Here is a 26,163-nt window from a genome sequence, read left to right as displayed (position 1 = left end):
GGCCCCACGACTAGCGGTCGGCCACGGCTACACGGCCGGCTTCGGCCACGGTGTGGTCGTTCTCGACCGAGTCGCCCGACACGCCGATGGCCCCGACGACTTTCCCGCTGCCATCCTTAATGGGCAGGCCGCCGGGGAAGGTGATGAGGCCCCCGTTGGAGACTTCGATGTTGAAAAGCGGGCCCCCGGGCTGCGACGCCTTGCCCAGGTCGCCGGTCGGCATGTCGAAGAAGCGGGCCGTTTTAGCTTTCTTGATGGCGATGTCGAGCGAACCGAGCCAGGCATCGTCCATGCGGGCGAAGGCCACGAGGTTGGCCCCGGCGTCAACCACGGCAATGTTCATTTTGACGCCCAGCTCGAGCGATTTTTGGTGCGCTGCTTGAATGGCGGCCTGCGCTTGTTCGAGGGTGATACCCATAAGGTTAGGAAAAAATAAGGTGGAGTGGAACGGACAGAAACAGCATCTGTCCGCTATCCTAACCGGTTTTTCGTGGCCCGGGTTGGCCCAGGGGCCCCTAAATGCGACAATGCCAAAATATTTTGCGACAATAGCACAGGGCCAGGGGCCCCACGCAAGCGCCGCCCGCGGCCAGCAAAAAGCCCCGGCGGGTTGGCCGGGGCGGTTTGGGTTGAGCGCGCGGGCCGCCAGGGCCCCGGCGCGGGCTACTTGCCGGCGAAGGCCTTGGCGTCGGCTTCCGTCACGGTGTCGTCGCTCATGATGACGAGGCGCTCGACTACGTTGCGCAGCTCGCGGATGTTGCCGCGCCAGTCCAGCCCTTGCAGGTATTTTAGGGCCCCGGCGTCAATTTTCTTGGCTTTGTTGCCGTAGTCGGCGGCGATGTCGGCCAGGAATTTCTGGATGAGGTCGGGAATGTCCTCGCGGCGGTCGTTGAGGGCCGGCACCTGAATGAGAATGACCGAGAGGCGGTGGTAGAGGTCTTCGCGGAAGTTGCGGTCGGCAATTTCCTGGAGCAGGTCCTTGTTGGTGGCGGCCAGCACGCGCACGTTCACCGAAATCTCTTTTTCGCCGCCCACGCGGGTGATTTTACTTTCCTGCAAGGCGCGCAGCACCTTGGCTTGGGCCGAGAGGCTCATGTCGCCGATTTCGTCGAGGAACAGCGTGCCGCCGTCGGCCTGCTCGAACTTGCCGATGCGCTGCTTCACGGCCGAGGTGAACGAGCCTTTCTCGTGGCCAAACAGCTCGCTCTCAATGAGCTCCGATGGGATGGCGGCGCAGTTCACCTCCACCATGGGGCCCTGGGCGCGGGGGCTGAGCTCGTGCAGCTGGCGGGCCACCATCTCCTTGCCCGCCCCGTTGGGCCCCGTGATGAGCACGCGGGCGTCGGTGGGCGCTACCTTCTCAATGGCCTTGCGCACGGCCCCCAGCGCCGCCGACGAGCCGATCATAGCCGAGCCTTTGGTGACGGAGAGCTTCTTTTTCAGGGTTTTAGTTTCCGTCACCAGCTTGGTGCGGTCCAGGGCGTTGCGCACCGTGATGAGGAGGCGGTTGAGGTCGGGCGGCTTGGGCAGGAAGTCGTAGGCACCTTTCTTGGTGGCTTCCACGGCGGTTTCGATGTTGCCGTGGGCCGACACCATGATGAAGGCCGTGTCGGGGGCCAGCGTCTGGGCGCGGCTGAGCACCTCCAGGCCGTCCATTTTAGGCATCTTGATGTCGCAGAGCACCAGGTCGTACTTGTGCTGGATGAGCAAGTCGAGGCCCGCGGGGCCGTCCTCGGCCTGGTCCACGGTGTAGCTTTCAAACTCCAAAATCTCCTTCAGCGTGTTGCGGATGGCTTTTTCGTCGTCGATGATGAGGATGCGCGGCATGGGCAGGCGGATGGCAGGAAAGGGTAAGCAGCAAGAACGAAGACTTACGCGCTTTGCATGCGGCGGGGTCTTAAGTTCCGCTTAAATAAAAAAACGGCCGCCCCCGCCGAAGCAGGAGCGGCCGCCAAAACTAGGCAATGCGCCGGTAAGCCGGGTTCTGTCCGGGGCCCGGGGGCCCCGTCTCCACCATTTATCTAGGCCAGTCCTCGCGGAAAGGCTCCATCGACCTACCCGCGGACCCGGGCGGGCCGCCCGTTGCCCGCCGGCCGAAGCCAGCGCGCGTGTCCGCTTATTTGGTCTTTCAACCCCTGAGGTTTACCCAGCCGGGTCGGTTACCCGCCCGCTGGTGCGCTCTTACCGCACCTTTTCACCCTTACCCTTGCGGGCGGTTATTTTCTGTGGCACTGGCTGTCCCGGCCCGATTGGCCGGTCCTTCCCGTTAGGAAGCAGGGTGCCCTGCGTTGCCCGGACTTTCCTCGCCGGGTTGCCCCGCCGCGGTGGAGTGGCGCACTGCTTGCGGCAAAGGTAGAATCAATCCGTACTCTCTTCGCCCCCTTCACTAGACGGATGGTATTGGGTTATCTTAATGCCTGCATTAATTTTTGCACAGAGCGCGAGTAATTCAACTGGCAAAAAATCTATTTGCACACCGACGTTGAACATGCGGGTTTCTATTCCAAAGTCAAACCACAAGCTGGGTTCCCTTGACTTTTCCATCAGGCCTTTGACTTTTTGAAGGTCATCTTGATGAACCGTTGCAAAGGCAATGACGTCGGTAATTTGTTGCTGAAAAAAATTGAAATCTGTTTCGCTAGCGGCAACTAAAAATCCAGAATCAGGAAATATTTTGTTGGTTCTCCCATTGGCTATTTCGCCTTGTCGCCAAATACGGTAAGGTTTAAAATGAAGCATCGCAACCGCGTCATCGATGTCAAAGTCCTTGGCTGAAAATCTAAGATCACACAGCATTAGAAATGACTTTTTACTTGGCGAATTAAACACCAGCAGCTACTTCAGCCGCACCAGCGTGGCGCCGTAGCCGAACTTCTCTTTGCGCGAGTCTTCGAAGAACTTGATGTCCTTGTTGCGGCTGAGCTGGCGGTGGATTTCCTTGCGGAGCGTGCCGTTGCCCATGCCGTGGATGAACACGATTTCGTGCATGTTGGTGGCCAGGGCCCGCACCAGGGCGTCCTCGAAGGCGTCGAGCTGGATGCGCAAGATGGCGGTGTTGCTCAGTTCCTCGGCGTTGTCGGGGCGCAGGGCTTCGAAGTGCAGGTCGAACTCGTGGGGCGGGGCCACCACGGGCGCGGCGGGCTTGGGGGCCGCGGCAGCCACAATGGCGGCCGGTTTGGCGGGCGCGTCGCCGGTGAGTTGGGCGCGCAGGGCCGCCGCGTCGATGCCGGCCGGGGCCTTGGCGGCTTCGGGCGCGGGCGTGGCGGGGGCCTCCTGGGCGAGCTGCTCGGGGGCGATGGCGGCGGCGGCTTTCTCGTCGAGCTGGAACAGGTACGCATCGGCGCCGATGACCGGGGCCGGGCGGCGGCTCGAGTAAAACGTGCTGGCCTTGAAGCCCTGGCGCTTGTTGATGAGCTCGTAGGCCGCGTCGCCGTTGTGGCGGTGGGGCAGGAACTGCACCACGGCGGCGGGCCAGGTCTCAAAGTCCTTCAGGTGCAGAAACGCCAGGGGCTTGGTGCTGGCTTTGGGGCCCAGCTGGCCGGCGGCCAGGGCCCGGTAGGGGCGGGCCGAGGTTTCCTCGCCGTAGGTGTACAGCACGTCGCCTTCGGTGTTGTTGATAAGCGTGACGCCCAGCAGCTCGGGCGACTGGTTCACCAAGGCCAGGAACAGGCCCTTGGCGGCCGGGGCCGCGCCGGCCGACGGCACCTTGCCGCCGGGGGCCTTGGCCGCGGCGGGGCCGCTGCTGGCCACGGCGGCCAGGGCCTCGGCCAGGGTGGGGGTGGCCTTGGCGGCGTTGGCCGCCGTGGGCTTGGGTACCTGGCTGCGGTCTTTCTTGCTGGCGTTGGCGTTGCGGCCGGGCTGCTGGCCGGGGCCGTAGGTGGGGGCGGCGCGGTTGAAGTTTTTGCTTTCGTCGGCGGCCACCACCACCACTTCGCGGCGCAGCACGGGAATGGTGAAATCGTTGTCGATGGCCACTTCCACCAGCTCGCTGTCGAGCAGGCGGGTTACGATGCCTTCTTCGGTGCCGGTAAGCAGGCGTACTCTATCTCCTACGTTCATAGTATTCGGGGCAGAAATTGGGAGCGGAGCGGCGGCGCTGGGGAAAGTCCGGGCGCGCCCCGCAAAGGGTTGAATCGGTAAAAATACGCGGCACGGGGGGCGAACGGGTTGCGCCCGGCCAGCCGGGGCCCCTAATTGGGCTAAACGGCTATACGCATAAATCGCCGCCAAGCGCCAGATACCGGGGCCATTACCGCGCGAAAAAGCATCGCTAAGCCTGCGTAAAGGGCAAATAAATCGTCGGCTAGTTCTGCAGAGCGCCTACCTTTGCATAAAGATGCAATCGTTACCAATAATGAAATTATTGCTTTTAGTCTTCTTAATTCAACATTCATGAAAATACTTCGACTCTTTGGAGGGTTACTACTGAGCTTGACGGTGCTAGCCACCCGGGCGCAAGTAGTCACGGTGCAGCCCACGTTCTTTACCGCTGACACGCCCGTTACCCTGACCTTCGACGCCACGCAGGGCAACGCTGGCCTGGCGGGCTTTACTGGGCCGGTGTACATCTGGACCGGGGCCGTAACCGACAAAAGCGTCAACCAGGGCGACTGGAAAGGGGGCCCCCGGGTTAACTTCAACCAGCCCGACCCGGCCGCGCTGATGACGGCGTTGGGTGGCGACAAGTACACCATCACCTTCACACCGCGGGCGTTCTACGGCCTAGCCGCCACCGACCAGCTCCTGAAGCTGGCCATGCTCTTCCGCAGCGGCGACGGCACAAAATCGGGGCGCGCCACCGGCGGGGCCGATATTTTCGTGGACGCGCAAGTGGCCGCCCTGGCCGTGCGCATCACGCAGCCGGTGCCCGCCACCGCCGGCAACCCGCAGTTTGTGGCCCTGAACCAGCAAGTGGCCGTGGCCGGCACGGCCTCGGCCGCCGCCACGCTCACGCTGTACCTCAACGGCACGCAGGTGGCCCAGCAGGCCAACGCCACGGCCCTGAGCGCCACCGTGACCATCACCCAAACCGGCGCCAACGTGCTGCGCCTGACGGCCACCGACGGCGGCCAAACCGTGGAAGACACCCAGACGCTGGTGGTGCGCCCGGCCGCGCCGGCCACAGCCGCGCTGCCCGCCGGGGCCCGCCCCGATGGCATCACCTATATCAACGGCGGCGCATCGGCCATCCTGAGCCTGAGCGCGCCGGGTAAGCAGTTCGTGTACGTGCTGGGCGAGTTCAACAACTGGCAGCCGACCACGGCGGGCTTCATGAACCAGACGGCCGACAACCTGAGCGCCACGCCTGCCACGGTGGCCGCCACTGGCCGCTGGTGGGTGCAAATTGACGGCCTCACACCGGGCCAGGAATACGCCTACCAGTTTCTGGTGGACGGGCAGCTGCGCGTGGCTGACCCGTACTGCGAGAAAATCCTGGACTCGAACGACGACCAGTACATTCCGGCCGCCACGTACCCCAGCCTGAAGGCCTACCCGACCGGCAAAACCACGGGCATCGTGTCGGTGCTGCAAAGCAACCAGGCCGCCTACGCGTGGCAAACCACCAACTTCCAGCGCCCCGCCCGCACCAATCTGGTAACCTACGAGCTGCTGGTGCGCGACTTCGTAGGGGCCCACAACTACCAAACCCTGCGCGACACGCTGGGCTACTTGCAGCGCCTGGGCGTGAATGCCATCGAGCTGATGCCCATCAACGAGTTCGACGGCAACGACAACTGGGGCTACAGCCCCGATTTTTACTTCGCCCCCGACAAATACTACGGCACCAAAACGGCCCTCAAGCAATTCATCGACGAGTGCCACCGCCGCGGCATTGCCGTGGTGCTCGACATGGTGCTGAACCACTCCACGGGCCAGAGCCCCATGTTCCAGCTCTACGCCAACGGCAACAACCCCGCCGCCAACAACCCGTGGTTCAACGTGACGGCCCCGCACCCCTACAGCGTGTACAACGACCTGAACCACGAGAGCCCCTACACCAGGTACTTCAGCAAGAAGGTAATGCAGTTCTGGCTCCAGGAATACCACGTCGACGGCTACCGCTTCGATTTAGCCAAGGGCTTTACCCAGAAAAACTCGGGCACCGACGTGGCCGCGTGGGGGCACTACGACCAGTCGCGCATCGACATCTGGAAAGACTACTACAACACGCTGGTAGCCACCGACCCCACCCTGTACCCCATTCTGGAGCATTTTGCCGACGACGACGAAGAAACCGTGCTCTCAAATACCGGCTTTATGCTGTGGGGCAACATGAACTACAGCTACACCGAGGCCACGATGGGCTACGTGAGTACCTCGGACCTGAGCCGCGGCTACTACAAAACCCGCGGCTTCAACAACCCGAACCTGGTGACCTACATGGAAAGCCACGACGAGGAGCGCCTGGCCTTTAAGAACGCGGCCTACGGCAAAGCCTCGGGCACGTACAGCACCAAGGATTTTGCGACCTCCATGGCCCGCATCGGCGAGGCGGCGGCGTTCTTCTTCACCGTGCCGGGGCCCAAGCTGGTGTGGCAGTTTGGCGAAGTTGGGTACGACTTTACTATCAACCGCTGCCCTGACGGCACGGTGACCAACGACTGCCGCACGGCCGGCAAGCCCATCCGCTGGGACTACGAGAACGTAGCCGAGCGCCGCAACCTGTTCAACGTGTACCGCAGCCTGATTGCGCTGAAGAAAACGCAGCCCGTGTTCGCCAACCCCACCGCTTATGACCAGCAGATGACCGGCGCCACCAAGCTCGTGCACCTTTCCGACGCCAACCTGAGCGTGACCGTGGTGGGCAACTTCGACGTGGTAACCCAGACCGTGGTGCCCGCTTTCCAGAGCGCCGGCACGTGGTACAACTACCTCACCGGCACCAGCCGCGCCGTGACGGACGTGAACGCGCCCCTGACGCTCCAGCCCGGCGAGTACGCCGTGTACACCTCGAAGCCCATCAATTCCAGCACCGGCACCGTACTTGCTGCCCGGCCCCAAACCACCGCCGCGTTCCGCCTAGCGGCCTTCCCGAGCCCCGCCGCTGGCGCAGCCACGCTGCACTACGAGCTGCCCGCCGCGGCGGCCGTCAGCCTTACCATCTGCAACGTGCTTGGCGCCGCGGTGGCTACCGTGCCCACCGCCGGCCGCCAGGCCGCGGGGCCCCACGACCTGGCCGTGCCCACCGCCAACCTGGCCAACGGCGTGTACCTGGTGCGCCTCCAAGCCGCTGGCCAGCAGCAAACTGCCCGCCTGCTGGTGCAGCACTAAACGTCGCGTTAGAAAACCAAGGAAATCATAGGAACGGTCATGCTGAGCGCAGCCGAAGCATCTCTCCCACAGCAGTAACCCTGATTAGTTGGGCAGCAGAGGTGCTTCGGCTGCGCTCAGCATGACCGTTGATAATTCGTTGTTCTGGACTTAACAATCATTCGGAACAGCACAAAAAAGGCGACCCGCAGGGGCCGCCTTTTTTGTGTGCGGGGCCCCGGGGCCCTAGTCTTTGGTGACGTGGTACTCCACCAGGTCGTCGATGGGGGAGCGGATGATTTTGCCCACCTCCATGCCGTGGCTGTTGGCCACCTGGGTAAGGGCGTCGCGGAAGTTGTAGGCCACCGAGCCAATGCAGTTGAACGTATAGTCCTGGAAGCGCGGGTAGTGGAGCACGATGTTCTGAAAGAACGCCTCGAAGCTTTGCAGCACGATTTCGCGGCAGTAGCTCACGTTGTTGTGGTCGTAGGTGAACTTGGCGAAGCTGGCCAGGAAGCGGTTGGGCAGCGGCTGGTTGTAAAGGCGGTCGAGGATGTCGTTGCGCTCGCCCAGCTGGTAGGCCTCGCGGAAGGCGCCCTGCAAGCCGTCGGGCAGCAGGCCGCGCAGGTAGTCGCGCATCAGGCGCTTGCCAATGAACGAGCCCGACCCTTCGTCGCCCAGAAAGTACCCGAGCGAATCCACGTTGTAAGTAATCTTCTTGCCGTCGTAGAGGCACGAGTTGGTGCCCGTGCCCAGGATGGCAGCGAAGCCGGGGCCCCGGCCCAGCAGGGCGCGGGCCGCCGCCAGCAGGTCCTCGGTCACCTCTACCGTGCGCACGTTCGGAAACAGCTGCCTGAGGGCGTTGCTGATGATGGCGGCCTTGGCCGGCGACGATACCCCGGCGCCGTAGAAGTGGATTTCGCGCACCTCGCCGCGGGGCAGCGTGTCGGGCAGGTTCTGGTCGAGCGAGCGCACGATGCCGGGCGTGTCGATGAAATCGGGGTTGTAGCCCTCCGTGTTGAAGTAGACGCGCTGGTTGGCGTCGTCGAGCTGGCACCAGCTGCACTTGGTAGAGCCGCCGTCGGCAATGAGAATCATGCGAGAAAATAAAAGTGTGGGACCGCGAAAGTAAGGAATTTGGGGCAAGCCGCCGCGGGCCCAGTTCGCTAGGGCCCCAACCACAAAAAAAGGCCGCTCGATGGAGCGGCCTTTTGTGCGGGAGTAAAACCAAACAGGAATTATTTGGTGATGGTGTATTTCTGGTTGGCAATGTCGAGCTTGATGGTGTAGGTACCAGCCGTGGTGACGGCGCTGCTACCGGGGCCCTATCTCTTATCTAAAGCATTTCAGAAGAAAGGCCCGATGAATTAAAAACGACTACTGGACGCTATACTTTGGCTTGGTTATATCGTTCAGATCCAGCATGATGGTATACTTGCCCGCGCCCGGGGATTGCAGGTTGTCGCCGTCTGGCGCCAAATAACCGTTCACTGGCTTGGCATTGCCCAGGTTCACACTCCAGGCGCCATTTGCGCGGAACTTGAATTGGTCATTCGTGAGGGTGGTGGTCACCGTCCACACTTTTTTGGCGGCGTCGTAGGTCATCGGCGTGTCCCCGTCCCAGCCCTTCGGCGTTGCCGCCCCAATGACTGCCCACGTGGTGGGGGTGGCCGACCACGTCATGTTGCTCAAATTAATCTGTACCAAATAAAAACCCGGGGCCACCGAAAAGCTACTGCCCGGCGAGGCCAAGCTGCCGGTAGCAGCCGTGCCAGCCGGCTGCGCCGCAATGGCGGCCGTGCCGGTGTTGCCGTACACGGTACCGTTGGCTGCCCGCGTGTTCGTCACTTTGAAGGTAGACGCCGAAGTACCGCCGAAGTAAACGTAGCCCTGGTACTGCCGGGGCTTACCGTCAATTTCTAACAACTTGGGGGCCATTGCCAGGTCGTTGCTCAAGCTGCTCGATATGTACAGCTCGGTTGAATACGGCGTCGCGTTGAGGGCCAGCGTCGGCGAGTACAGGGGCGCGACGTTGCTGGCGTAGGTAGCCTTCAGCCGCACTTCCACATCGGTTGCCGCTTCGGGCGCTAAGCCGAGGCTGATGAGGCTGCTGTTCAAGCTGGCAACGGTAAACGTTTTGGTGGGACCGCTCCCGGCATCGACGGACACGGGCGAAGCAAAGTTGTTGCCCTTTTTGTCGAACTGCAACGAATAGGTGAGGGCCGGGGAGTAAGCCGTTGATTCGGTGCCGCCCCAGGTGAACGTAATGGGCGACCACGTGTACGTCACCGCAGTTTGCGTACCGTTAACGCTTTTCAGCACCACGTTCGCGGTAGAAGCGGTCAGCGTGGCCGCGTTAGCGGGGGCAATAGTGGCCTGCGTCTCATCCTTTTTACAGGATGCCAAGCCAAGTAGTGCGATGGTCCCTAAACCAACTGCTTGGGTAAACCAGTTTTTCATGGAAGTAAATGTGTGGGAGTGGGAATGATAAAAAATGTTTCCCCGGCCCCGCCCGGGGCCCCAAAGAGGGCCGGGCGAAGGCCGGGAAAACTAAAAGCAATTAGTACCCGGGGTTCTGCACCAGGTTGGGGTTCACGCTCAGGTCCGACGACGGAATTGGGAACAGGTTGCGGGTGTCGGGCACACTAGTGCCAGCGGCCACACCCCCTTTCCAGGGCCAGAGGTAGGCCGCGGTGGTAAAGCGGCCGTAGCGGATGAGGTCGGTGCGGCGGGTGCCTTCCCAGTACAGCTCGCGCGAGCGCTCGTTCAGGATGAAATCCGTGGTGAGGGCGCTGGCGGTGATGTTGCCGGCTGTGGTGTTTCTGTAGGCCCGGCTGCGGATCAGGTTCACGTAGGTGAGGGCCTGGGGCAGGTTGGCGTTCGAGCGCACGGCAGCTTCGGCGTACATCAGGTACACGTCGGCCAAGCGGAACATGGGGTAATCGGTGTCCACAAACGTGGCATCGGCCCCGGCGGCTCCGGTCGAGCTGACGTTCTTGAACTTGATGGGCACGTAGCCGTTGTAAAAGTTCGTCTGCGAAATCACGTCCATCGTCTGGCCACCGGTCACGAACTTGCCGCGGGTGTCCGACGCCGTGTCCGTAAATTGCTGGTAGAGCTTGGGCGTGGTGCGGATGCCGCCCCAGCCCCCGCCGATGCCGTACTTCACCGGGTTCCAGTTGGTGTCGGCCGTGCCGGCCACCGCCGCGTGGGTCAGGAAGGTGGTGCCGCCGTAGCTCTGGGTGCGCTTGCCGTCGAACACAATTGGGAAGATGATTTCCGGCGACGTGTTGTTATCGATGAGGAAGTTGCGTGAGTAGGCCGTGGCCTTGCTCGTGGCCGTGGTTTGCAGCGAGTAGCCGCCGGTGTCAATCACCTTGGCGGCGTAGGTCAGGCAGTCGGCGTAGCGGGCCGTGCCCGTGTACACCTGGGCGTTCAGGTACATTTTGGCCAGCAGCGTCCAGGCGGCGGCTTTGTTGGCGCGGCCGTACTGGTTGGCGTTTTGGCTGGGGGCCAGCAAGTCGGCGTCAATGGCTTTCAGCTCCGACTCGAGGTAGGTGAAGAGCGCGGCGCGCGTGGTTTGCTTGGGCGGCGTGGTGCCCCCGATGGGGTCAGCTTCGGTAGCGAAGGGCGGGTTGCCGTACAGGTCCATGGCGTGGTAGTACGCCAGGGCCCGCAGGAAGCGCACCTCAGCCCGGTAGGCCTTGATGTCGGTCAGGTCGGCGCCGGTGATGCCGCGGGCGCTGAGCTTGTCGTCGGTGGCCTCGGCCAGGAAGCCGTTGCACACCGTGATTTCGTACAGGATGCGGCTGTACAGGCCCTGCACCAGTACGCCGCTCGACGTCCAATTCAGGTTGTGCCAGTCCTGTACCCCAGGGTCGCCCCACTGAATAACGGCCTCGTCGGTCGTCAGCTCCTGGGCGCTCCACAGCTGGCGCACATAGTCCGACGTGCCCTGGTCGATGCCCAGGATGTCGCCGGACGACGCGTCGGGGCCGCCGGGGCCCGTCACGGCAAAGCCGCTGTACGCCTTGGCGGCCACTGTGCGGTAGCCGGCCGCGTCCTTGAACACGGCGTCCGTGCTCAGGTCGTAGGTGGGGGTGCGGTCCAGGTCCTTGTTGCACGACGAGGCCACCAGCAGCAGCGACGAGGTGAAACCTAGGACGGCCGCGTTCCGAAAAATAATATTTTTCATATCGTACGGGGGTGGGAAATTAAATGCTCAGGTTCAGGCCAAACGTGTAGGTGCGGGGGCGCGGGTACACGTTGTTGTCCACGCCGTTCGGAATCTCGGGGTCGAGGCCGGTGTACTTCGTGGCCACGAACACGTTTTGCACAGCGGCGCTCAAGCGCAGGCTGCCTTTGCCGTTCAACACTTTACCGGCGTTGTAGCCGAGGGTTACGTTGTCCATACGCAAGAAAGAGGCGTTTTGGATGTAGTAATCTGACGAGTACCGGGCCTGGCTGGAGTTGAGGAAACCGGTATTGTTGGCGTCGCGCGTCACGTTGGCCACATAGGTGTTTTGGCCCACAATGCCCTGGTAGTTGCCCAAGTTAGCGTTTACGTTGTTGTACACGTAGTTGCCCAGGTTGGCACGCAGTGAGAAGGCCAGGCTGAGGCGGCTGTAGCTCAGGTTCGAACCGAAGCCGAGCAGCACTTTCGGGGCCGACTGCTGGAAGATGCGGCGGTCGTTGGAGTCGATTTTGCCGTCGCCGTTGGTGTCCACATACACGCCATCCACGGGCTTGCCGTTGGCGCCGTACGCTTGCTGGTACACGTAGAAGGCCGACGAGGGCGAGCCCACGCGGTAGTTGCCGATGTTGGTGCCCGTGCCGCCCGAAATGCCGGTGTTCTCAATGCCCTGGAAGTCGGCGGCCTGGGGCCCCAGCGAGAGGATGCGGTTCACGTTGTAGGTAGCGTTGGCGTTCACACTCCAGTTGATGCGCTCGCTCTGCACCACGTTGCCGTTCAGGTTCAGCTCAATGCCTTTGTTCTCCAGCGAGCCCACGTTCGATACCAGCCGGTTGGTGAAGTTCACCAAGCCCGGGATGGGGATAACGGCCAGCAAGTCGGTGGTTTTGCGGTAGTAAGCGTCGGCGCTCAGGGTGAGGCGGTTATCGAAGAAGCCAAAGTCCAGGCCGGCGTTGTAGGTGCTGGTTTGCTCCCACTTCAGGTTGCTGTTGTAGCCCAGGGGCGAGTAGGGGGTGTAGTACACGCCGCCGAGCTGGTACTGGGCCGAGGGCACGTTCTGCTGGAAGCGCTGGATGTAGGGGTAGTCGCTGCCGGCGGCGGCCACCACATCCTGCTGGCCGGTGATGCCGTAGCCCACGCGCAGCTTCAGGTCCGAGAAGGCTTTGCTATCCTTCAGGAAGCTCTCTTCCTTGAGGCGCCAGGCGAACGAGGCGGCTGGGAACAGGGCGTTGCGGTTGCTGGGCGAGAAGCGCGACGAGGCGTCGTTACGCAGCGTGCCGGTGAAGATGTAACGGTTATTGAGTGTCAGGTTGGCCCGGCCGTAGTACGAGAGGATGGTGTACTGGGTGCGGAACGGGTTGTTGGCGGCCAGCGTACGCACCGTGGTGGCGTCGCCTAGATAGTTGGCGTAGGCCGGGGCCGTCGTCACGAAGTCCTGGTACGAGTAGCCGGCCAGCAGCTCCAGGCGGCTGGTTTCGGTGAACTGCTTAGTATAATTCAGGTAGGCTTCGAGCAGCTTGTTGTTGCGCTGCTGCGAGTAGTAGTTGAACGAACCGCCGCGGGCCGTGGTGTTAGCAGGGTCGAGCGGGTTGTTGAAGTACGAGCCGGCCGAGCTGGCAGCCACCAGGTTGGTGCCGGTGGCGCGGGTCACGTCGTAGCCCAGGTTCACGTTGGCGTGCAGGTCGGGCAGGAAGTGCAGCTTATAGTCGAGCTGAATGTTGCCGATGCTGCGCTTCACGGTGCTGCGGTTGCGCTGGAGCATGAGCGTGGCCACCGGGTTGGTGGGCACGTTCTGCTGGGGCGTGCCGTTGCCTTGCAAGTATTGGAAGTAGTTGCTGTAAGTGGCGTTGTCGCTGAATACGTTCTGCGTCGGGTCGAAGGCCAGCGCCGAGCCGATGGCCCCGGCGTCGGCGAAGTTGTTGTCTATCCAGGTGCCTTTCACGTTCACGTTCACCCGCAGGTGGTTATCGAGCAGAACAGGGCTCAGGCTCAGCGAGCCCGAGTTGCGGATGAGGCTGTTGGTGATGAGGATGCCGCGTTGCTCCAGGTTGCCGATAGAGGCGCGAAAGGGCAGCTTGCCCACCGAGCCGGCCAGGCTCACGTTGTTGTCGTAGGTCATGGCCGTGCGGAAAATCTGCTTTTGCCAGTCGGTGTTGCCCGTACCGAGCAAAGCCACTTGCTGGGGCGCTACCGCCTGCACCGTGGCCCGGAACTCGTCGGCCGAAAGCACCGCTACCGAGTTATAGCGGGCCGCCAGCGACGTGTTGGACACCAGGTTGACGGTCAGCTTGTCGCCCGTGTTGCCTTTTTTGGTGGTGATGAGGATTACCCCGTTCGACGCCCGCGAGCCGTAGATGGCCGTCGCCGAGGCGTCTTTCAGCACCGTGTAGGTCTCGATGTCGTTGGGGTTGATGAGGCTCAGCGGGTTCGACACGCCGGCCACAGCGAAGTTGCCCGTGCCGTTGGGGGTGTCCACCGGTACGCCGTCAATCACGATGAGCGGGTTGTTGTTGGCGTTCAGCGACGAACCCCCGCGGATGCGGATGGTGGTGCCGGCGCCCGGGGCCCCGCCGTCGGTCGTGATCTGCACGCCGGCTACCTTGCCCTGAATCAGCTGCTCGGGGTTGGTAACTTGGCCTTGCACGAAGTCCTTAGCGTTCACTGTCGTAATGGCGCCGGTCACGTCCTGCTTGCGCTGGGTGCCGTAGCCAATCACCACGGCCTCGCCCAGCTCGGTGGCGTTCACGGAGAGAGCCGCACTGATCGTTACGTCCTGGCCAGCCACGATGGTCACCGGCCGGCGTACTTCGTTGTAACCCACGAAGGTGAGTACAATCGTTTGCGGGCCGGCCGGAATATTAGCGATGCGGAAGTTGCCGTCCACGTCGCTGGAAACGCCCAGCGACGTACCTGCCACCAGCACAGTAGCGCCGGGAATACCTGTGTTTTTCTCGTCGAGCACGCGCCCGCTCACCGAGCCGGTTTGTGCCTGGGCCTCAGCACTAAAGCCCAGCAGCGCAAATAAAAGCAAAACCCAGAGTTTTGCTAAGTAAGGTTGTTTCATGGAAACAGGAGTTGGTAAAAAAATGAAGAACTAGTGTTGAAGAAATAGTAGGCAAGCAGCGTTTTTGGGGTGACAAATTTACCTATTTTTCAGTAGTAAAGTGCGATATAGTACGCTTTATTGGTTTTATCCTATCGGTCATCGATGGTTTTTTAACCCTATGTCATCCAACCCAGGTTCCCAGTTATGCAAACGTTAGCAATAGGTGGCCGCTGGGGCCCCGGGAGCGGGGAGCGGCCACGGGTTTTGGTAATGCGGGGCGGTGCCTACCTTTGACGGCTCACTGCGTAAGTTCTTTGCTGCATGAAATCGTTGCTACTCTTCGCTTTGGGTTTGCTGCCCGTCGTTGGCGCGGCCCAGTCGTCGCCCCGCGCCCGGGCTGGCCGCGCCGCCACGGGCGAGGTGCAGCCCTACGTGAGCCGCGTGCGGCTGGCGGAGCCGGTGCTGGTTTTTTACCGGGCCCCGGGTGCCGGACAGGCCACCCAGCAGCTGGTGATGGACAAGCAGCAGCTGCCCCTGCTGCTCACCCTCACGCTGGAAGAGCTGGCCCAGCGCCGCGGCATCTTTGTCGATGGCCTTAGCAACCCGGCCCTGCCCGGCACCGACGCCCAGAAGTTCCGTCTCTCGGGCCCCAGCCTGCTGGCGGGCCCCGAGCGCCGCCCCGCCGGTGACGGCCGCAGCACCTACGCCCGCCTGAAGGTGCCCGCCCCCGGCGAGCTGTACGTGGTGCGCGAGCCAGCCGAAGAGTACCGCCACTTCGTAGTGGCCCCCGGCCAGGGCTACCGCATCGATTTTCAAACCAACGGCCTGCCGGGGATTGACTCGGTGCGGGCCATCTATACGCTGCGCAAAATTGACGCCTCGGAGCGCGGGGCCGGCGCCGGGGCTACCCTGCGCTAGCGCGGCGCGGCAAACCGTTTCACCATGTCCATCATCAGTTCTCCGCCGCCCGGGGCCCCGGTGGCCCACTGCGCCGTGCTGGGGGCCCGGGGCGCCGGCCATCCCGCCGCCAAGGGCCCCAGCACGGCCAGCCCCCAGGTGCAGGTGCTCGACACCGCGTTTTTCATGCCGCAGCTGGGCCGCCACCGGCGCGTGTGGCTGTACCTGCCCGCCGACTACGCGCGCCAGCCCCAGCGCCGCTACCCGGTGCTGTACCTGCACGACGGCCAAAACGTATTCGATGCCGCCACGGCCTTCGCCGGTGAGTGGGGCGTAGATGAAGCCCTGGACCGCCTCCGCGTCAGCGGCCAGGACCCCACCGGCTGCATCGTGGTGGCCGTGGACAACGGCAGCCGCTACCGGGGCGACGAGTACATTCCGTGGCACAATCCCAAAATCAAGACCGGGGGCCAGGGCGCGGCCTACGTCGATTTCCTGGCCCTCACCCTCAAGCCTTACATCGACGGCCACTACCGCACTCGCCCCGACGCGGCCCATACCGGCATCGCCGGCTCCAGCCTGGGGGGGCTCATTTCGGTGTACGCCGCCCTGCGCTACCCGGCCGTGTTCGGGCGCGTGGGGGCCTTCTCGCCCGCCTTTTGGGTTTGCAACGATTCGCTGCGGGCCTACGCGCGGCAGCACCCGCCGGCAGCCACTGCCAAGTTTTACCTAGTGGCCGGGGCCAAGGAAGACAGCTCGATGCTGCCCCTGATGGCGCAGTGGCGCGACGTGCTGCACGCCGCGGGCGTGCCTACCGCCCACGTGGCCTACCACGCCGCCCCCGACGGCGAGCACCGCGAATGGTTCTGGCAGCGCGAGTTCGCTGCCGCCTACGAATGGCTGTTCGACCGGCCACCGGCCCACCGCTAACGGTTAGGGCCCCACGCAAAGGAGCGCGCCACTGCTGGCGCGCTCCTTTGCGTGGGGCCCTAACCGTTAGCGGAAGGGTTGTTTTACTAACAGCTTGCGCACGGTTATTTGGTTGCCGCAGGCCAGGCGTACCAAATAGGCGCCGGCCGGCAGCGCGGCCCCAGTGCCCAGTGCCAGCACGTGCGGGCCGGCGGGTACTTGGGCGGCGTCGCTCAGCACACGCACTACCTGGCCGGTGAGGGTGAGCAACGTCGCGCGCACCAGGCTCGCCTGGGTCAGGCTGAACGCGAGGGCGAAAGTGCCCGCGGTGGGGTTGGGGTACAGCTGCACCGCGGCCGCCACCGTGGCGCTGGGCGCGGTAGCCAGCGCTTGGGCGGGCGCGAAGGTCACGTCGTCGAGGCTGCAATAGTTGCCGGCGTTGGCGTCGGTGCGCAGGCCGGTTTCGCACTGCCCATTCGTCACCACGATGCCGGGCACTTGGACTTGGACGGAGCCGGCGCTGGTGGGCACGGCCACGGTCTGCTCGGGGCCCCCAAAGCTGTTGGCGTAGAGTTGGCAGGAGTTTTGGCCGCCGCTGCTCGTTACCCAGCCGCTGAGGTTGTAGGTGCCGTTGGGTAAGTTACTGAGCAGTTGGTAGGTGCGCACCCGGTAGGCCGTGGTCTTGTAGTGCGTGAGGCGCAGCTGGCCGCCGTGCACGGTGCCTTCTTCGGTGAAATCGGCGTCCACGCCGGCCGTCGAGGCCGTGCTTCAGCCCAGGGGCGTGGCCGTGCCGCCGGTGAACTCAAACCCCGCGTTGTACACGAGGCCGGCCGCGGGCGGCACGTCGCGGAAGGCTTCGAGGGCCGCGACGGGGCCCGCCAGGACCCACGCCAGGGGCCCCAGCGCTACTAAACGAGTAAAAATTCTCATGGGAATTTGGGTAGGTTTGAGAAACAAAGGATTGCTTGATAATAGCACTTGGGGGAGGCCGTCATGCTGAGCGCAGTCGAAGCATCTCCTCCGCGGCAGTATTATTTACTCAGCGGGAGAGATGCTCCGGCTACGCTCGGCATGATGGCCTTGGTTATTCGGTGAGACTTCTCCCAACCTATTGCAGCGACACTGATTCCAGGTCCACCGTCAGCGGCGCGGGGCCGGCCGGGGCGGCGCCCAGCACCACTTGCAGCACGTCGGCGTCGGCCAGCTTTAGGGCCCCCGGGGCCCCGGGGGCAGTGTAGTCGAGCGGCAAAAAGCCCGGGTAGGGGCGTGGCACCAGCAGCAGCGGCGCCGGCCGGAACGCCGCTAGCGGTACGCGCACTTCCTGCCAATCGGGGCCACTCACGGGCACCTCGGCGGTGTAGGCCACGGCGTCGCGCGTGGCCAGGCTGAGGCGCAGGGCCCCCGCGCCCGCGCCGAGCCGCACCCGCACCACCACCGTGCGGAAGCCCGCCAGCTCGGCGGCCGGGCGGCTGGCCAGCCGCTCGCCCAAGTAGGCGCGCAGGGCCGCTACCGGGGCCCCGGCGGCCGGCGCGGGGTTTTTGGCCGAGGCGGGGCCCTGCACCAGGCGCAGCGCCAGGGCCCCGGCGGGCGTGGTCACGTAGTCGGTCCAGCCCTGGTTGTCCACGCCGTGGGCCTCCGTCAGGTCCTTGTCCGCCCCGGCGCTGAAGAGCGGCAGCGGGGCTCCGGCGGCTACTATGGGCACTTCCCAGTGCTCGGGATGGGCGTAGTCCCAGTCGCCGGGCTGGCCCGCAAAGGCCCCCGGAAACGTGAGGCGTTTCCCAGCGTGGCGCAATACCAGCCAGTACCGCACCAGGCCGGGGTACACCAGTGCGGCGGGCACGGTGGCGGCGTAGGTGGCGTAGGTGGTGGCCGTCATCGGCAGCGTTTGGGTGCGGCCGTAGTAGTGCTGGGCCACAAGCAGTACACTGTCCTGGGGCCCCACGCCGGTGAGGGTGGCTTCGAGGCGCAGCGGCTGGCCGGCCCCGGCCTGGGCCGGCGGCGTGTGCCGCACCTGGGGCCCCAGGTCGGTGGGGGCGGGGGCGGCGTACTCGCCCAGCTGGCCGGCGCCAAACGACGTTTGGGCCCCGTAGGCAGCGGTGTTTTGCCCCGCGGCGGCCACCAAGTACACGCCGGGGCGCACGGTGATGTGGCCCCCGGTGGCAGTGGTCTGGGCGGTGTTGCCTTCGTTAACGCCGCGCAAGGTGTAGTTCTCGCCCAGGCCGGGCAGGGCGAGCTGCAATGGCTGGTCGTTCCACAAAATCTGCGTTACGGGCTGCGCCAGCGAGGTTTTAGCAAACGGGTCGCGGATGGGCACGGCGTCGGGCAGCACCTCTAGCCGCCACACCCCCGGGGCCAGCCAATCGAGGAAATACGCCCCCAGGCCACCGTAGCGCACCACCGCCGACGAGCCCGTGCCCGCCACGTGCCGCAGCTGGGCCGGGGCCGCCGGCCGCGTGGCCGTACTATTGGTGTAGTAGAAGGCCTCGGGCGTGTTCATCTCGCTTAGCTGTTCGCGGTAGCTCACCCGGAACGTGTCGAACGTCGAGTCGGCCGGGTAGCCCTTGAAGGTTTTTCCCCGCTTCACGCGCCGGAACACCTGCCCCGCAATGAGCAGGCTAATAGCCTTGGCCGGCGTGTAGGCCAGGTTCAGGTAGTGGGTCTGGTACTCGGTGTTGGCGTAGGCCAGGGCCAGCGGGTCGTAGGCAAACATGGTGGCCCACTGCAAGCCCGCCGTGCGGAAGCTGCGGGCCATAAAAGGGTACATCACCGGCTGCACCACGTCGGCCGACTCAAACTCATACGCCATCTTGGCCTTGCTTTTAAAGCGCAGGTCGCCAGCGTACGGAATCGGGTAGCGGTCCACGTAGGGCAGGAAGTTGCCGCGCAGCGTGTGCCCGCCCACCAGCCCCTCGGGGTACCACTGAAACGTGAGCCCATCCACCTTGGCGTTCAGAATGGCGTTGTATACCTGCGGGCTCTCAGCAATGTTGTAGAACACCGGCTTGCGGCAGCCCGTCGCCCGGATGGCCCCGGCCATGCGGTCGGCAAAAGCCGTCACGGGGCCCTCGGGCTGGTGGTAGTGCGGCTCGTTGCACACCTCGAAGGCAATAATGCCCGGGTCTTGCCGGATCAGCTGCTTGGTGTAGGGGTTGCGGTGGTTGAGGAACTGCGTAAGGTAGCGCTCCTGCGCCGCCACCGCGCGTGGGTTGGTGTAGGCCTCGCCCTTGCCGTAAATGCTCGAAAAGCCCGTCCCGGTGTCCTTTTCCGGGTAGCCGTTGTTCCAATAGGCAATGGGAGTGAGGATGATTTTAATGCCGCGCCGTTCCAGCTGGTCCACCAGGTAGTCGAGCAGCCGCAGGTGGTCGTTTTCCTTGAGGTTGCCCAGCGTGTCGCTGATTTCCACGTCCCACACGTGGAGGCGGAACGCGTCCACGCCCAGCCGCGCCAGGTGGTACACGTCCTGCCGAATGGCCTGCTCCCGGTCCACGCCCAGCTTGCCCAGGGCCCGGTAGGAGTAGGCAAACGGCGCGGTGTAATTCACCCCAAACAGGGCCACTTCCTGCTTACCTTGCGTCCAGCGCAGCACCCCAGCCTTGTCCACGAATACGCCGCCGGTGTGCGCGTCTTGGCCCACAGCCAGTTGGGGAAGCAGTAGGCCCGCTAGGGCCCCCAGCAACAGAATAACAACCCGTGAAAACATGAAGAGCGCAATAAAGAGCCTGGCGTAACGGAGCCATTGGGGCTCTCTACTGCTGAAACGGATCGTAGACAGTCAGGGAAGGAATCGAGGCAAAATCAGCAACGTTCCGCGTGGCCAGCATCAAGTCAAACTCCAGGGCCGTAGCGGCAATCAGCGAGTCGCCTAAACTCATGCGCCGCTGTTGTCGCAGTTGTATTGCTGATTCAATGATGTTAGGTGTAACTGGCAGTAGCGTAATAATAGCAAAAAGCGAATTGAAATAAATTGCGTCTGCCGCTTCTAGTCGGTGAAAACCCAACGTTTCAACCTTGGAAATAAAAGAGGCAAAGTTCTGCCTACTTAATGCCAAGGGCCGCAAAAACTTATGCGTTTCTGCGGCCGAATAAATTAGCAGGTTGCTGTCAAGTAAGTAGGCAATTAGTCGCGGCCCGGCAGCGGGCGGTCTGCACGAATTTCCCGTTGCCACGCCGTTGGGTCGGGTATGCTCAGACCGCTGCCGCCCTTAGCGACGATGGCCAAGTGGTGCTGGCGCTCTTCCTCCGCCATAGTTGTCGCCGGTTTTTTCGAGACTGTACCATCAGTGGTTACCTATAAGCCCAATGCTGCGGCTACTCGCAGCAACTGGTGGTAATCGGCATCATCGGGGATGGTGAGGTGGTGCGGGGTCATGAAAGTAAGATAGGACTTGTTATCCAATCAATTTTTTGGCTGACAGTTCGCTCCACTATTTCAATTGCAGAATTCAACGTCAACCCGCCAACAGTGAAGGAACCAGAATTCTCTGCAAAGTCTTGTCTGGGCCATCGAATTAAATAAGACTCACCCTGCTCGTTTAAGTCAGGAGTATCGTCCGACATATCTAAACCTTCATCTTTTTCAATCTCGTAATACACGTCATAATTGATTCTGAAAATCATTACGGTTTTGCGCAATACGCCATCATAAAGCCAAAATCCACGCTTTACTTCTATTTCGATGAGCTGCGAATTTTGTGACATGGCTTTATCAAATTTGCTTACACCACCGAGAAATCAAACGTCTCTAAAAAAGCCGTGGTGAAATAACCTTCCTTGAACTGCTCGTTGTCCATCAGGGCGAGGTGGAAGGGGATGGTCGTTTTCACGCCTTCCACCACAAATTCGCTCAGGGCCCGCTTCATCTTCACGATGCACTCCTCGCGGGTTTGGGCCACGGTGATGAGCTTGGCAATCATCGAGTCGTAGTTGGGCGGAATTTGGTAGCCGGCGTACACGTGCGTGTCCACGCGCACGCCGTGTCCGCCGGGGATGTGCAGCGTGGTGATGCGGCCCGGGGCCGGCCGGAAGCCGTTGCGCGAGTCCTCGGCATTGATGCGGCACTCCATGGCGTGCATCTTGGGGTAATAGTTTTTGCCCGAAATCGGGATGCCCGCCGCCACCTTGATTTGTTCTTTGATGAGGTCGTAGTTGATGATTTCCTCCGTCACCGGGTGCTCCACCTGGATGCGGGTGTTCATCTCCATGAAGTAGAAATCCCGGTTTTTGTCCACCAGGAACTCAATTGTGCCCACGCCCTCGTAGCCGATGGCCGAGGCCCCGGCGATGGCCGCCGCGCCCATCCGCTCGCGCAAATCGTTGGTCATGAACGGGGAGGGGGCCTCCTCCACCAACTTCTGGTGGCGGCGCTGGATGGAGCAGTCGCGCTCCGAGAGGTGGCACACGTGGCCGAACTGGTCGCCCACGAGCTGCACCTCGATGTGGTGGGGCTCCACCACGTACTTCTCCAGGTACATGCCGTCGTTGCCAAACGCGGCCTTCGACTCGGTGCGGGCGTCGTCCCAGGCTTTCTGAAACTCGTCGTCGCCGTGGATGATGCGCATGCCGCGCCCGCCGCCGCCGGCCGTGGCCTTGAGGATGACGGGGTACTTGATTTTGGCCGCGATTTTCTTGCCCTGCTCCACCGAGTCGAGCAGGCCCACCGAGCCCGGAATGCACGGCACGCCGGCCTTGATCATCGTGGCCTTGGCCGTGGCCTTGTCGCCCATCTGGTTGATCATCTCGGGCGTGGCCCCGATGAACTTGATGCCGTTTTCCTGGCAAATGCGCGAGAATTCCGCGTTTTCACTCAAAAAGCCGTAGCCCGGGTGAATAGCGTCGGCGTTGGTGATTTCGGCTGCCGCAATCAAGTTTGGCATGCTCAAGTACGAGAGTGCCGAGGCCGGGGGCCCAATGCACACCGCCTCGTCGGCAAACTTCACGTGCAGGCTTTCCTTGTCAGCGGTCGAGTACACGGCCACCGTTTTGATGCCCATTTCCTTGCAGGTGCGGATGATGCGCAAGGCAATTTCGCCCCGGTTGGCAATGAGGATTTTCTTGAACATGGGTCGTTGGGAGATTCGGGTGGGGGTAAAAAACTGTCATCCTGCGCGCCGCGAAAAACCTTGGCGGAAGGAGCAATTTGCAGCATCAATTACCACAAGTCGCTTCAAAGCCCTCAGGTCCTTCGCGGCGCGCAGGATGACAAAAACTCGTGTAAGAACTACTCAATCAGAAACAGCGGCTGGTCGTACTCCACCGGGGTGGCGTTTTCCACCAGCGCCTTCACGATGCGGCCGCTCTGTTCGGCTTCAATCTCGTTGAACAGCTTCATGGCTTCGATGATGCAAATCACCTGGCCTTTTTCTACCATGTCGCCCACTTGTACGAAGGCCGGCGAATCGGGCCCGTTGCTGCGGTAGAACGTGCCGATCATGGGGGCTTTCAGGGCGATTTGGCTGGCGGCCTGGGCCGCTGGTGCCGCCGCTGGGGCCCCAGCGGCGGGGGCCACGGCAGCAGCCGGAGCCGGAGCCGGAGCCGGGGCGGCCGCGGGGGCTGGGGCGGCCACGCTAACCACCTGTTTGGTGCTGGGGTCACGCTGCACCGAAATCTTGAATTCGTCGGTTTCGATGTTCACTTTGTTCAGGCCTGACTTGGCGATGAAATCGAGCAGTTCCTGTAGTTCTTTGGCTTTCATAGGGGCGTCCTTTTTGGGCGATGGGTCTTTACTTGACTCTTTCGACATAGGAATAGGTGCGGGTATCGACCCGAATTTTAGTGTCCTGGTCAATGAACAGCGGCACCTGCACCCGGGCGCCGGTTTCCATAATGGCGGGCTTGAGCGTGTTGGTGGCCGTGTCGCCGCGTAGGCCGGGCTCGGTGTAGGTCACCATCAGCTCCACGGTGGTGGGCAGCTCAGCGGTGAGCGGCTGCTCGGTTTCGGCGTGCATGAGGATGGTCACGGCCTGGCCTTCCTTCATTAGGTCGGCGAAGGGCAGCATGGCCTCGGGCAGCACAATCTGCTCGAAGGTATCGGTGTCCATGAACGTGTAGCCGTAATCGTCCTTGAACAAGTACTGGTGCGGGCGCTGCTCCACGCGGGCCGTTTCCACTTTCACGCCGGCGTTGAAGGTGTTGTCAATCACGCGGCCGGTTTTGATGTTGCGCATTTTGGTGCGCACAAACGCGGGGCCCTTGCCGGGCTTGACGTGCTGGAATTCGGTGATGACGTGCAACTCCCCGTTGTAGTTGAGCACGAGCCCGTTGCGAAAATCGGCGGTACTGGCCATAAAAATTAAGCTGTTGGCTGATAGCGGCTGGCTATAAGCGGCGGTGTAGATGGAAAATCAATTTCTGAAAAGCAAAAACAAAGCTAACGGCCAGTGGCTGTTAGCTAACCGCTTTATAATCATAGGCCCACTTCAGGTACACTGAGCCCCAGGTGAAGCCCCCGCCAAAAGCGGCCAGGATGAGGTTGTCGCCGCGGCGCAGCTGGCTTTCGTAGTCAGCCAGGCACAGCGGAATGGTGCCGTTGGTGGTGTTGCCATAGCGCTGGATATTGAGCATCACCTTCTCGGGGCCTACGCCCATGCGGTGGGCCGTGGCGTCGATGATGCGTTTGTTGGCTTGGTGGGGCACCAGCCAGGCCACGTCGTCGTTGCCGAGGTGGTTGCGCTCCATCACCTGGGCGGCTACGTCGGCCATGCTTTTCACGGCAAACTTGAACACGGTGGCCCCTTCCTGGTAAATGTAGTGCTCGCGCCGCTCCACGGTTTCGTGCGTGGGCGGGCGGCGGCTGCCGCCCGCTTTCTGATGCAGGTAGGCCTCGCCGCTGCCATCGGTGCGCAGCACTTGGTCGAGCAGGCCGTAGCCCTCGGTGTTGGGTTCAAGCAGCACAGCCCCGGCCCCGTCGCCAAACAAGATGCAGTTGGCGCGGTCGGTGTAGTCGACAATGGACGACATCTTGTCGGCGCCCACCACAACCACTTTCTTGTAAGTACCGGCTTGGATGAACTGGGCCCCGGTGGCCAGCGCGAACAAAAAACTAGAGCAGGCCGCGTTCATGTCGTAGCTGAAGGCCTTGGTGATGCCCACCGCGTTGGAAATGATGTTGGCCGTGGCCGGGAACAGCACGTCGGGCGTGGTGGTGGCGCAAATCAGCAGCTCTATTTCGTCGGGGCGGGTACCAGTTTTTTCCAGCAGTTGCTGCACCGCCTTGGTCCCCAGCACCGAGGTGCCCTGGTCCTCGCCCTTCAAAATGCGTCGCTCCTTAATGCCCGTACGCGAGGTAATCCACTCGTCGGTGGTGTCCACCATTTTTTCGAGTTCCTGGTTAGTTAACACGTAATCGGGTACGTAGGAACCTATCCCGGTAATGGCAGCGGTAATCTTCATACGGGCAAAAGTAGGGGCGGGACGGGAGAAACGAGGGCTAAGGGCTAGGCCGGGGTGCCCAACGCGGCCCTAACCGGCTTATTACCAAAAAATCCGGCCGGGGCCGGATTTTTCAGCAGGGGGCCGTAGCCCCCGGTCAGGATTTAAAAGTAGCTTTAATTTGGTCGACAATACCGGAGGCGGCCATGTTGTAGCCCTGCACCAGCATGTTGCCGATAGCCGTGGGCGTACTGAGCCCGTGGCCGATGATGGCGTTGTCGTTGACGCCCAAGATGGGCGAGCCCCCAATGGCCTCGTAATTAAAGCGGTCGAAGAACGGGTCGTGCATGTTTTTCTCGGCTAGGATTTCATACACCGACTCGGCCATTTTCAGGAGGATATTGCCTGTAAAACCGTCGCAGACTACTACGTGAGCCTTGTCGTTGAACAGGTCACGGCCTTCGAGGTTGCCCACAAAATTGATGTGGGGGTTTATTTTCAGTAGCTGGTGAGCTGCTTGGGTGAGGGCCGTACCCTTGCCTTCTTCCTCGCCGAGGTTCATCAGGCCCACCCGGGGGTGGGCAACGCCCAGTACGTACTGGGCGTAAAGCGAGCCAAGCTCGCCAAACTGCTCCAGCATTTCGGGCTTGCACTCGGCGTTGGCCCCCACGTCGAGCAGGATGCCAAACTCGCCGTTGAGCTTGGGAACGAAGTTGGCGATGGCCGGCCGCAACACACCCGGCACTGTTTTCACCGTGAACATAGCGCCCACGAGCATGGCCCCCGTGCTACCGGCCGAGCAAAACGCTTCGACTTCGCCGCTGTGCAGCAGGCGGTAGCCCACGGCAATGCTGGAATCCTGCTTTTGCTGGTAGGCCTTGGTGGGGTGCTCGCCCATCTCGATGACCTGCGAGGCGGGCACGAATTCGAACGCGTCCGGCGCGAAACCGGTGGTGGGCAGCAAGTGCCGCACCGCGTCTTCCTGGCCAATTAGAACGATGGTGGCTTTGCCGGCGAGCCGTTCGGCGGCCAGCAGCGCCCCCGCGACGGCAGCCTGGGGGGCGAAATCGCCGCCCATGGCGTCCAGGGCAATTTTCATGAACAAGTAATTAGGAATTCAGCGGATAGGGTTCCCACAAAAAAGCATTCCGAACCGGCCCCCGTCCGGGGAGGGGGCCGGCCCGGAATGCCTCCGGTGCCGCGAAGTAACGACTTCGCGGGCTATTCCTCGTCGGTATCGGGCGCGGCCGCGGCGGCCACTTTGCTGAAGTTCTTGATGGCTACTTTGCCGTGCAGGTACAGGTCGCCGTCCACCACGTAGGCCTTGTGGCGCAGGTGCAGCTCGCCGGTGTTTGAGCACAGGGTCACGGCCTTAGGGGTCAGTTTGTGGTGGCTGCGGCGTTTGTCGCGAACGGAAGAGGAGGTGCGGCGCTTAGGATGGGCCATGAGTCAGGGAGCGTTGAAAGTGGAGATGTTGAATGAATGGCGCGGCCGACGGAGG

The 26,163-nt window shown here is 62.5% G+C and carries 22 protein-coding genes and 1 other RNA gene; 3 read left to right on the top strand and 20 right to left on the bottom strand.

Annotated elements, in window-relative coordinates; translation table 11 throughout:
- Positions 1-10: 10 nt before the first annotated feature.
- The 5 genes from AXW84_RS10250 to AXW84_RS25840 form a co-directional block, all read right to left on the bottom strand.
- Positions 11-418: a GlcG/HbpS family heme-binding protein gene (locus AXW84_RS10250; protein WP_068232332.1), complete on the bottom strand. Its 408-nt coding sequence runs from the start codon at positions 416-418 to the stop codon at positions 11-13.
- 245 nt (positions 419-663) lie between these two features.
- Positions 664-1,827: a sigma-54-dependent transcriptional regulator gene (locus AXW84_RS10245; RefSeq protein WP_068232329.1), complete on the bottom strand. Its 1,164-nt coding sequence runs from the start codon at positions 1,825-1,827 to the stop codon at positions 664-666.
- Between the two features lie 130 nt (positions 1,828-1,957).
- Positions 1,958-2,341, bottom strand: an RNA gene (rnpB, locus tag AXW84_RS10240) — RNase P RNA component class A.
- A gap of 17 nt (positions 2,342-2,358) precedes the next feature.
- Positions 2,359-2,829, bottom strand: coding sequence for a hypothetical protein (locus AXW84_RS10235; protein ID WP_162268257.1), 471 nt, complete (start codon positions 2,827-2,829; stop codon positions 2,359-2,361).
- Positions 2,830-2,835: 6 nt separating this feature from the next.
- Positions 2,836-4,059, bottom strand: coding sequence for a Smr/MutS family protein (locus AXW84_RS25840; protein ID WP_068232324.1), 1,224 nt, complete (start codon positions 4,057-4,059; stop codon positions 2,836-2,838).
- A gap of 333 nt (positions 4,060-4,392) precedes the next feature.
- On the opposite strand from AXW84_RS25840, the gene AXW84_RS10225 reads away from it, so the two are divergent.
- Positions 4,393-7,272, top strand: a complete 2,880-nt coding sequence (locus AXW84_RS10225; RefSeq protein ID WP_068232321.1) for a DUF4961 domain-containing protein — start codon at positions 4,393-4,395, stop codon at positions 7,270-7,272.
- A 225-nt stretch (positions 7,273-7,497) separates the two neighbouring features.
- Here AXW84_RS10225 and AXW84_RS10220 read toward each other — a convergent pair whose 3' ends face one another.
- The 4 genes from AXW84_RS10220 to AXW84_RS10205 form a co-directional block, all read right to left on the bottom strand.
- Complete coding sequence (locus AXW84_RS10220; protein ID WP_068232318.1) at positions 7,498-8,349, bottom strand: N-acetylglucosamine kinase; 852 nt, start codon at positions 8,347-8,349, stop codon at positions 7,498-7,500.
- Between the two features lie 279 nt (positions 8,350-8,628).
- Complete coding sequence (locus AXW84_RS10215) at positions 8,629-9,657, bottom strand: SusE domain-containing protein (RefSeq protein ID WP_068232315.1); 1,029 nt, start codon at positions 9,655-9,657, stop codon at positions 8,629-8,631.
- 154 nt (positions 9,658-9,811) lie between these two features.
- A complete protein-coding gene (locus AXW84_RS10210; protein ID WP_082773813.1) occupies positions 9,812-11,446 on the bottom strand; it encodes a RagB/SusD family nutrient uptake outer membrane protein in 1,635 nt (544 codons plus the stop codon).
- 19 nt (positions 11,447-11,465) lie between these two features.
- Positions 11,466-14,507, bottom strand: coding sequence for a SusC/RagA family TonB-linked outer membrane protein (locus AXW84_RS10205; protein WP_068232311.1), 3,042 nt, complete (start codon positions 14,505-14,507; stop codon positions 11,466-11,468).
- 303 nt (positions 14,508-14,810) lie between these two features.
- Here AXW84_RS10205 and AXW84_RS10200 point away from each other — a divergent pair, with 303 nt between their 5' ends.
- Together AXW84_RS10200 and AXW84_RS10195 are read left to right on the top strand one after the other, a co-directional pair.
- The gene (locus AXW84_RS10200) at positions 14,811-15,407 is read left to right on the top strand and encodes a hypothetical protein (protein ID WP_068232308.1); all 597 of its coding nucleotides are present in this window, start codon (positions 14,811-14,813) and stop codon (positions 15,405-15,407) included.
- 24 nt (positions 15,408-15,431) lie between these two features.
- On the top strand, positions 15,432-16,316 hold the full coding sequence (locus AXW84_RS10195) for an alpha/beta hydrolase (protein ID WP_082773812.1): 885 nt from the start codon (positions 15,432-15,434) through the stop codon (positions 16,314-16,316).
- Between the two features lie 66 nt (positions 16,317-16,382).
- On the opposite strand, the gene AXW84_RS10190 is transcribed toward AXW84_RS10195, so the two are convergent.
- From AXW84_RS10190 to rpmF, 11 genes are all read right to left on the bottom strand, one after another.
- Positions 16,383-17,042, bottom strand: a complete 660-nt coding sequence (locus AXW84_RS10190; RefSeq protein ID WP_068232305.1) for a T9SS type A sorting domain-containing protein — start codon at positions 17,040-17,042, stop codon at positions 16,383-16,385.
- A gap of 21 nt (positions 17,043-17,063) precedes the next feature.
- Positions 17,064-17,225 carry a hypothetical protein gene (locus AXW84_RS24785; RefSeq protein WP_157886932.1) on the bottom strand — a complete coding sequence of 54 codons (162 nt, stop codon included), beginning with the start codon at positions 17,223-17,225 and terminating at the stop codon, positions 17,064-17,066.
- 178 nt (positions 17,226-17,403) lie between these two features.
- A complete protein-coding gene (locus tag AXW84_RS10185) occupies positions 17,404-19,995 on the bottom strand; it encodes a cellulase family glycosylhydrolase (protein WP_071891177.1) in 2,592 nt (863 codons plus the stop codon).
- Positions 19,996-20,041: 46 nt separating this feature from the next.
- Positions 20,042-20,461 carry a type II toxin-antitoxin system VapC family toxin gene (locus tag AXW84_RS25370; protein ID WP_162268256.1) on the bottom strand — a complete coding sequence of 140 codons (420 nt, stop codon included), beginning with the start codon at positions 20,459-20,461 and terminating at the stop codon, positions 20,042-20,044.
- A gap of 199 nt (positions 20,462-20,660) precedes the next feature.
- Positions 20,661-20,993 (bottom strand): hypothetical protein, encoded by a 333-nt coding sequence (locus tag AXW84_RS24780; protein ID WP_157886931.1) that lies wholly within the window; start codon positions 20,991-20,993, stop codon positions 20,661-20,663.
- A gap of 17 nt (positions 20,994-21,010) precedes the next feature.
- Positions 21,011-22,354 (bottom strand): acetyl-CoA carboxylase biotin carboxylase subunit, encoded by a 1,344-nt coding sequence (gene accC / locus AXW84_RS10180; protein ID WP_068232300.1) that lies wholly within the window; start codon positions 22,352-22,354, stop codon positions 21,011-21,013.
- A 158-nt stretch (positions 22,355-22,512) separates the two neighbouring features.
- Complete coding sequence (gene accB, locus AXW84_RS10175) at positions 22,513-22,986, bottom strand: acetyl-CoA carboxylase biotin carboxyl carrier protein (protein WP_068232297.1); 474 nt, start codon at positions 22,984-22,986, stop codon at positions 22,513-22,515.
- Positions 22,987-23,014: 28 nt separating this feature from the next.
- Positions 23,015-23,578, bottom strand: coding sequence for an elongation factor P (gene efp / locus AXW84_RS10170; RefSeq protein ID WP_068232294.1), 564 nt, complete (start codon positions 23,576-23,578; stop codon positions 23,015-23,017).
- A 100-nt stretch (positions 23,579-23,678) separates the two neighbouring features.
- A complete protein-coding gene (locus AXW84_RS10165) occupies positions 23,679-24,683 on the bottom strand; it encodes a beta-ketoacyl-ACP synthase III (protein ID WP_068232291.1) in 1,005 nt (334 codons plus the stop codon).
- A 136-nt stretch (positions 24,684-24,819) separates the two neighbouring features.
- Entirely contained in the window at positions 24,820-25,761 is a 942-nt protein-coding gene (gene plsX, locus AXW84_RS10160; RefSeq protein ID WP_068239213.1) for a phosphate acyltransferase PlsX, read from the bottom strand.
- A gap of 122 nt (positions 25,762-25,883) precedes the next feature.
- Complete coding sequence (gene rpmF, locus AXW84_RS10155; RefSeq protein ID WP_068232288.1) at positions 25,884-26,108, bottom strand: 50S ribosomal protein L32; 225 nt, start codon at positions 26,106-26,108, stop codon at positions 25,884-25,886.
- Between the last annotated feature and the right edge of the window lie 55 nt (positions 26,109-26,163).

Source organism: Hymenobacter sp. PAMC 26628 (genome assembly GCF_001562275.1).
Classification (GTDB): domain Bacteria; phylum Bacteroidota; class Bacteroidia; order Cytophagales; family Hymenobacteraceae; genus Hymenobacter.
The sequence above is the reverse complement of the archived record's forward strand: the minus strand, read 5'-3'. Positions and strand labels throughout refer to the sequence as shown.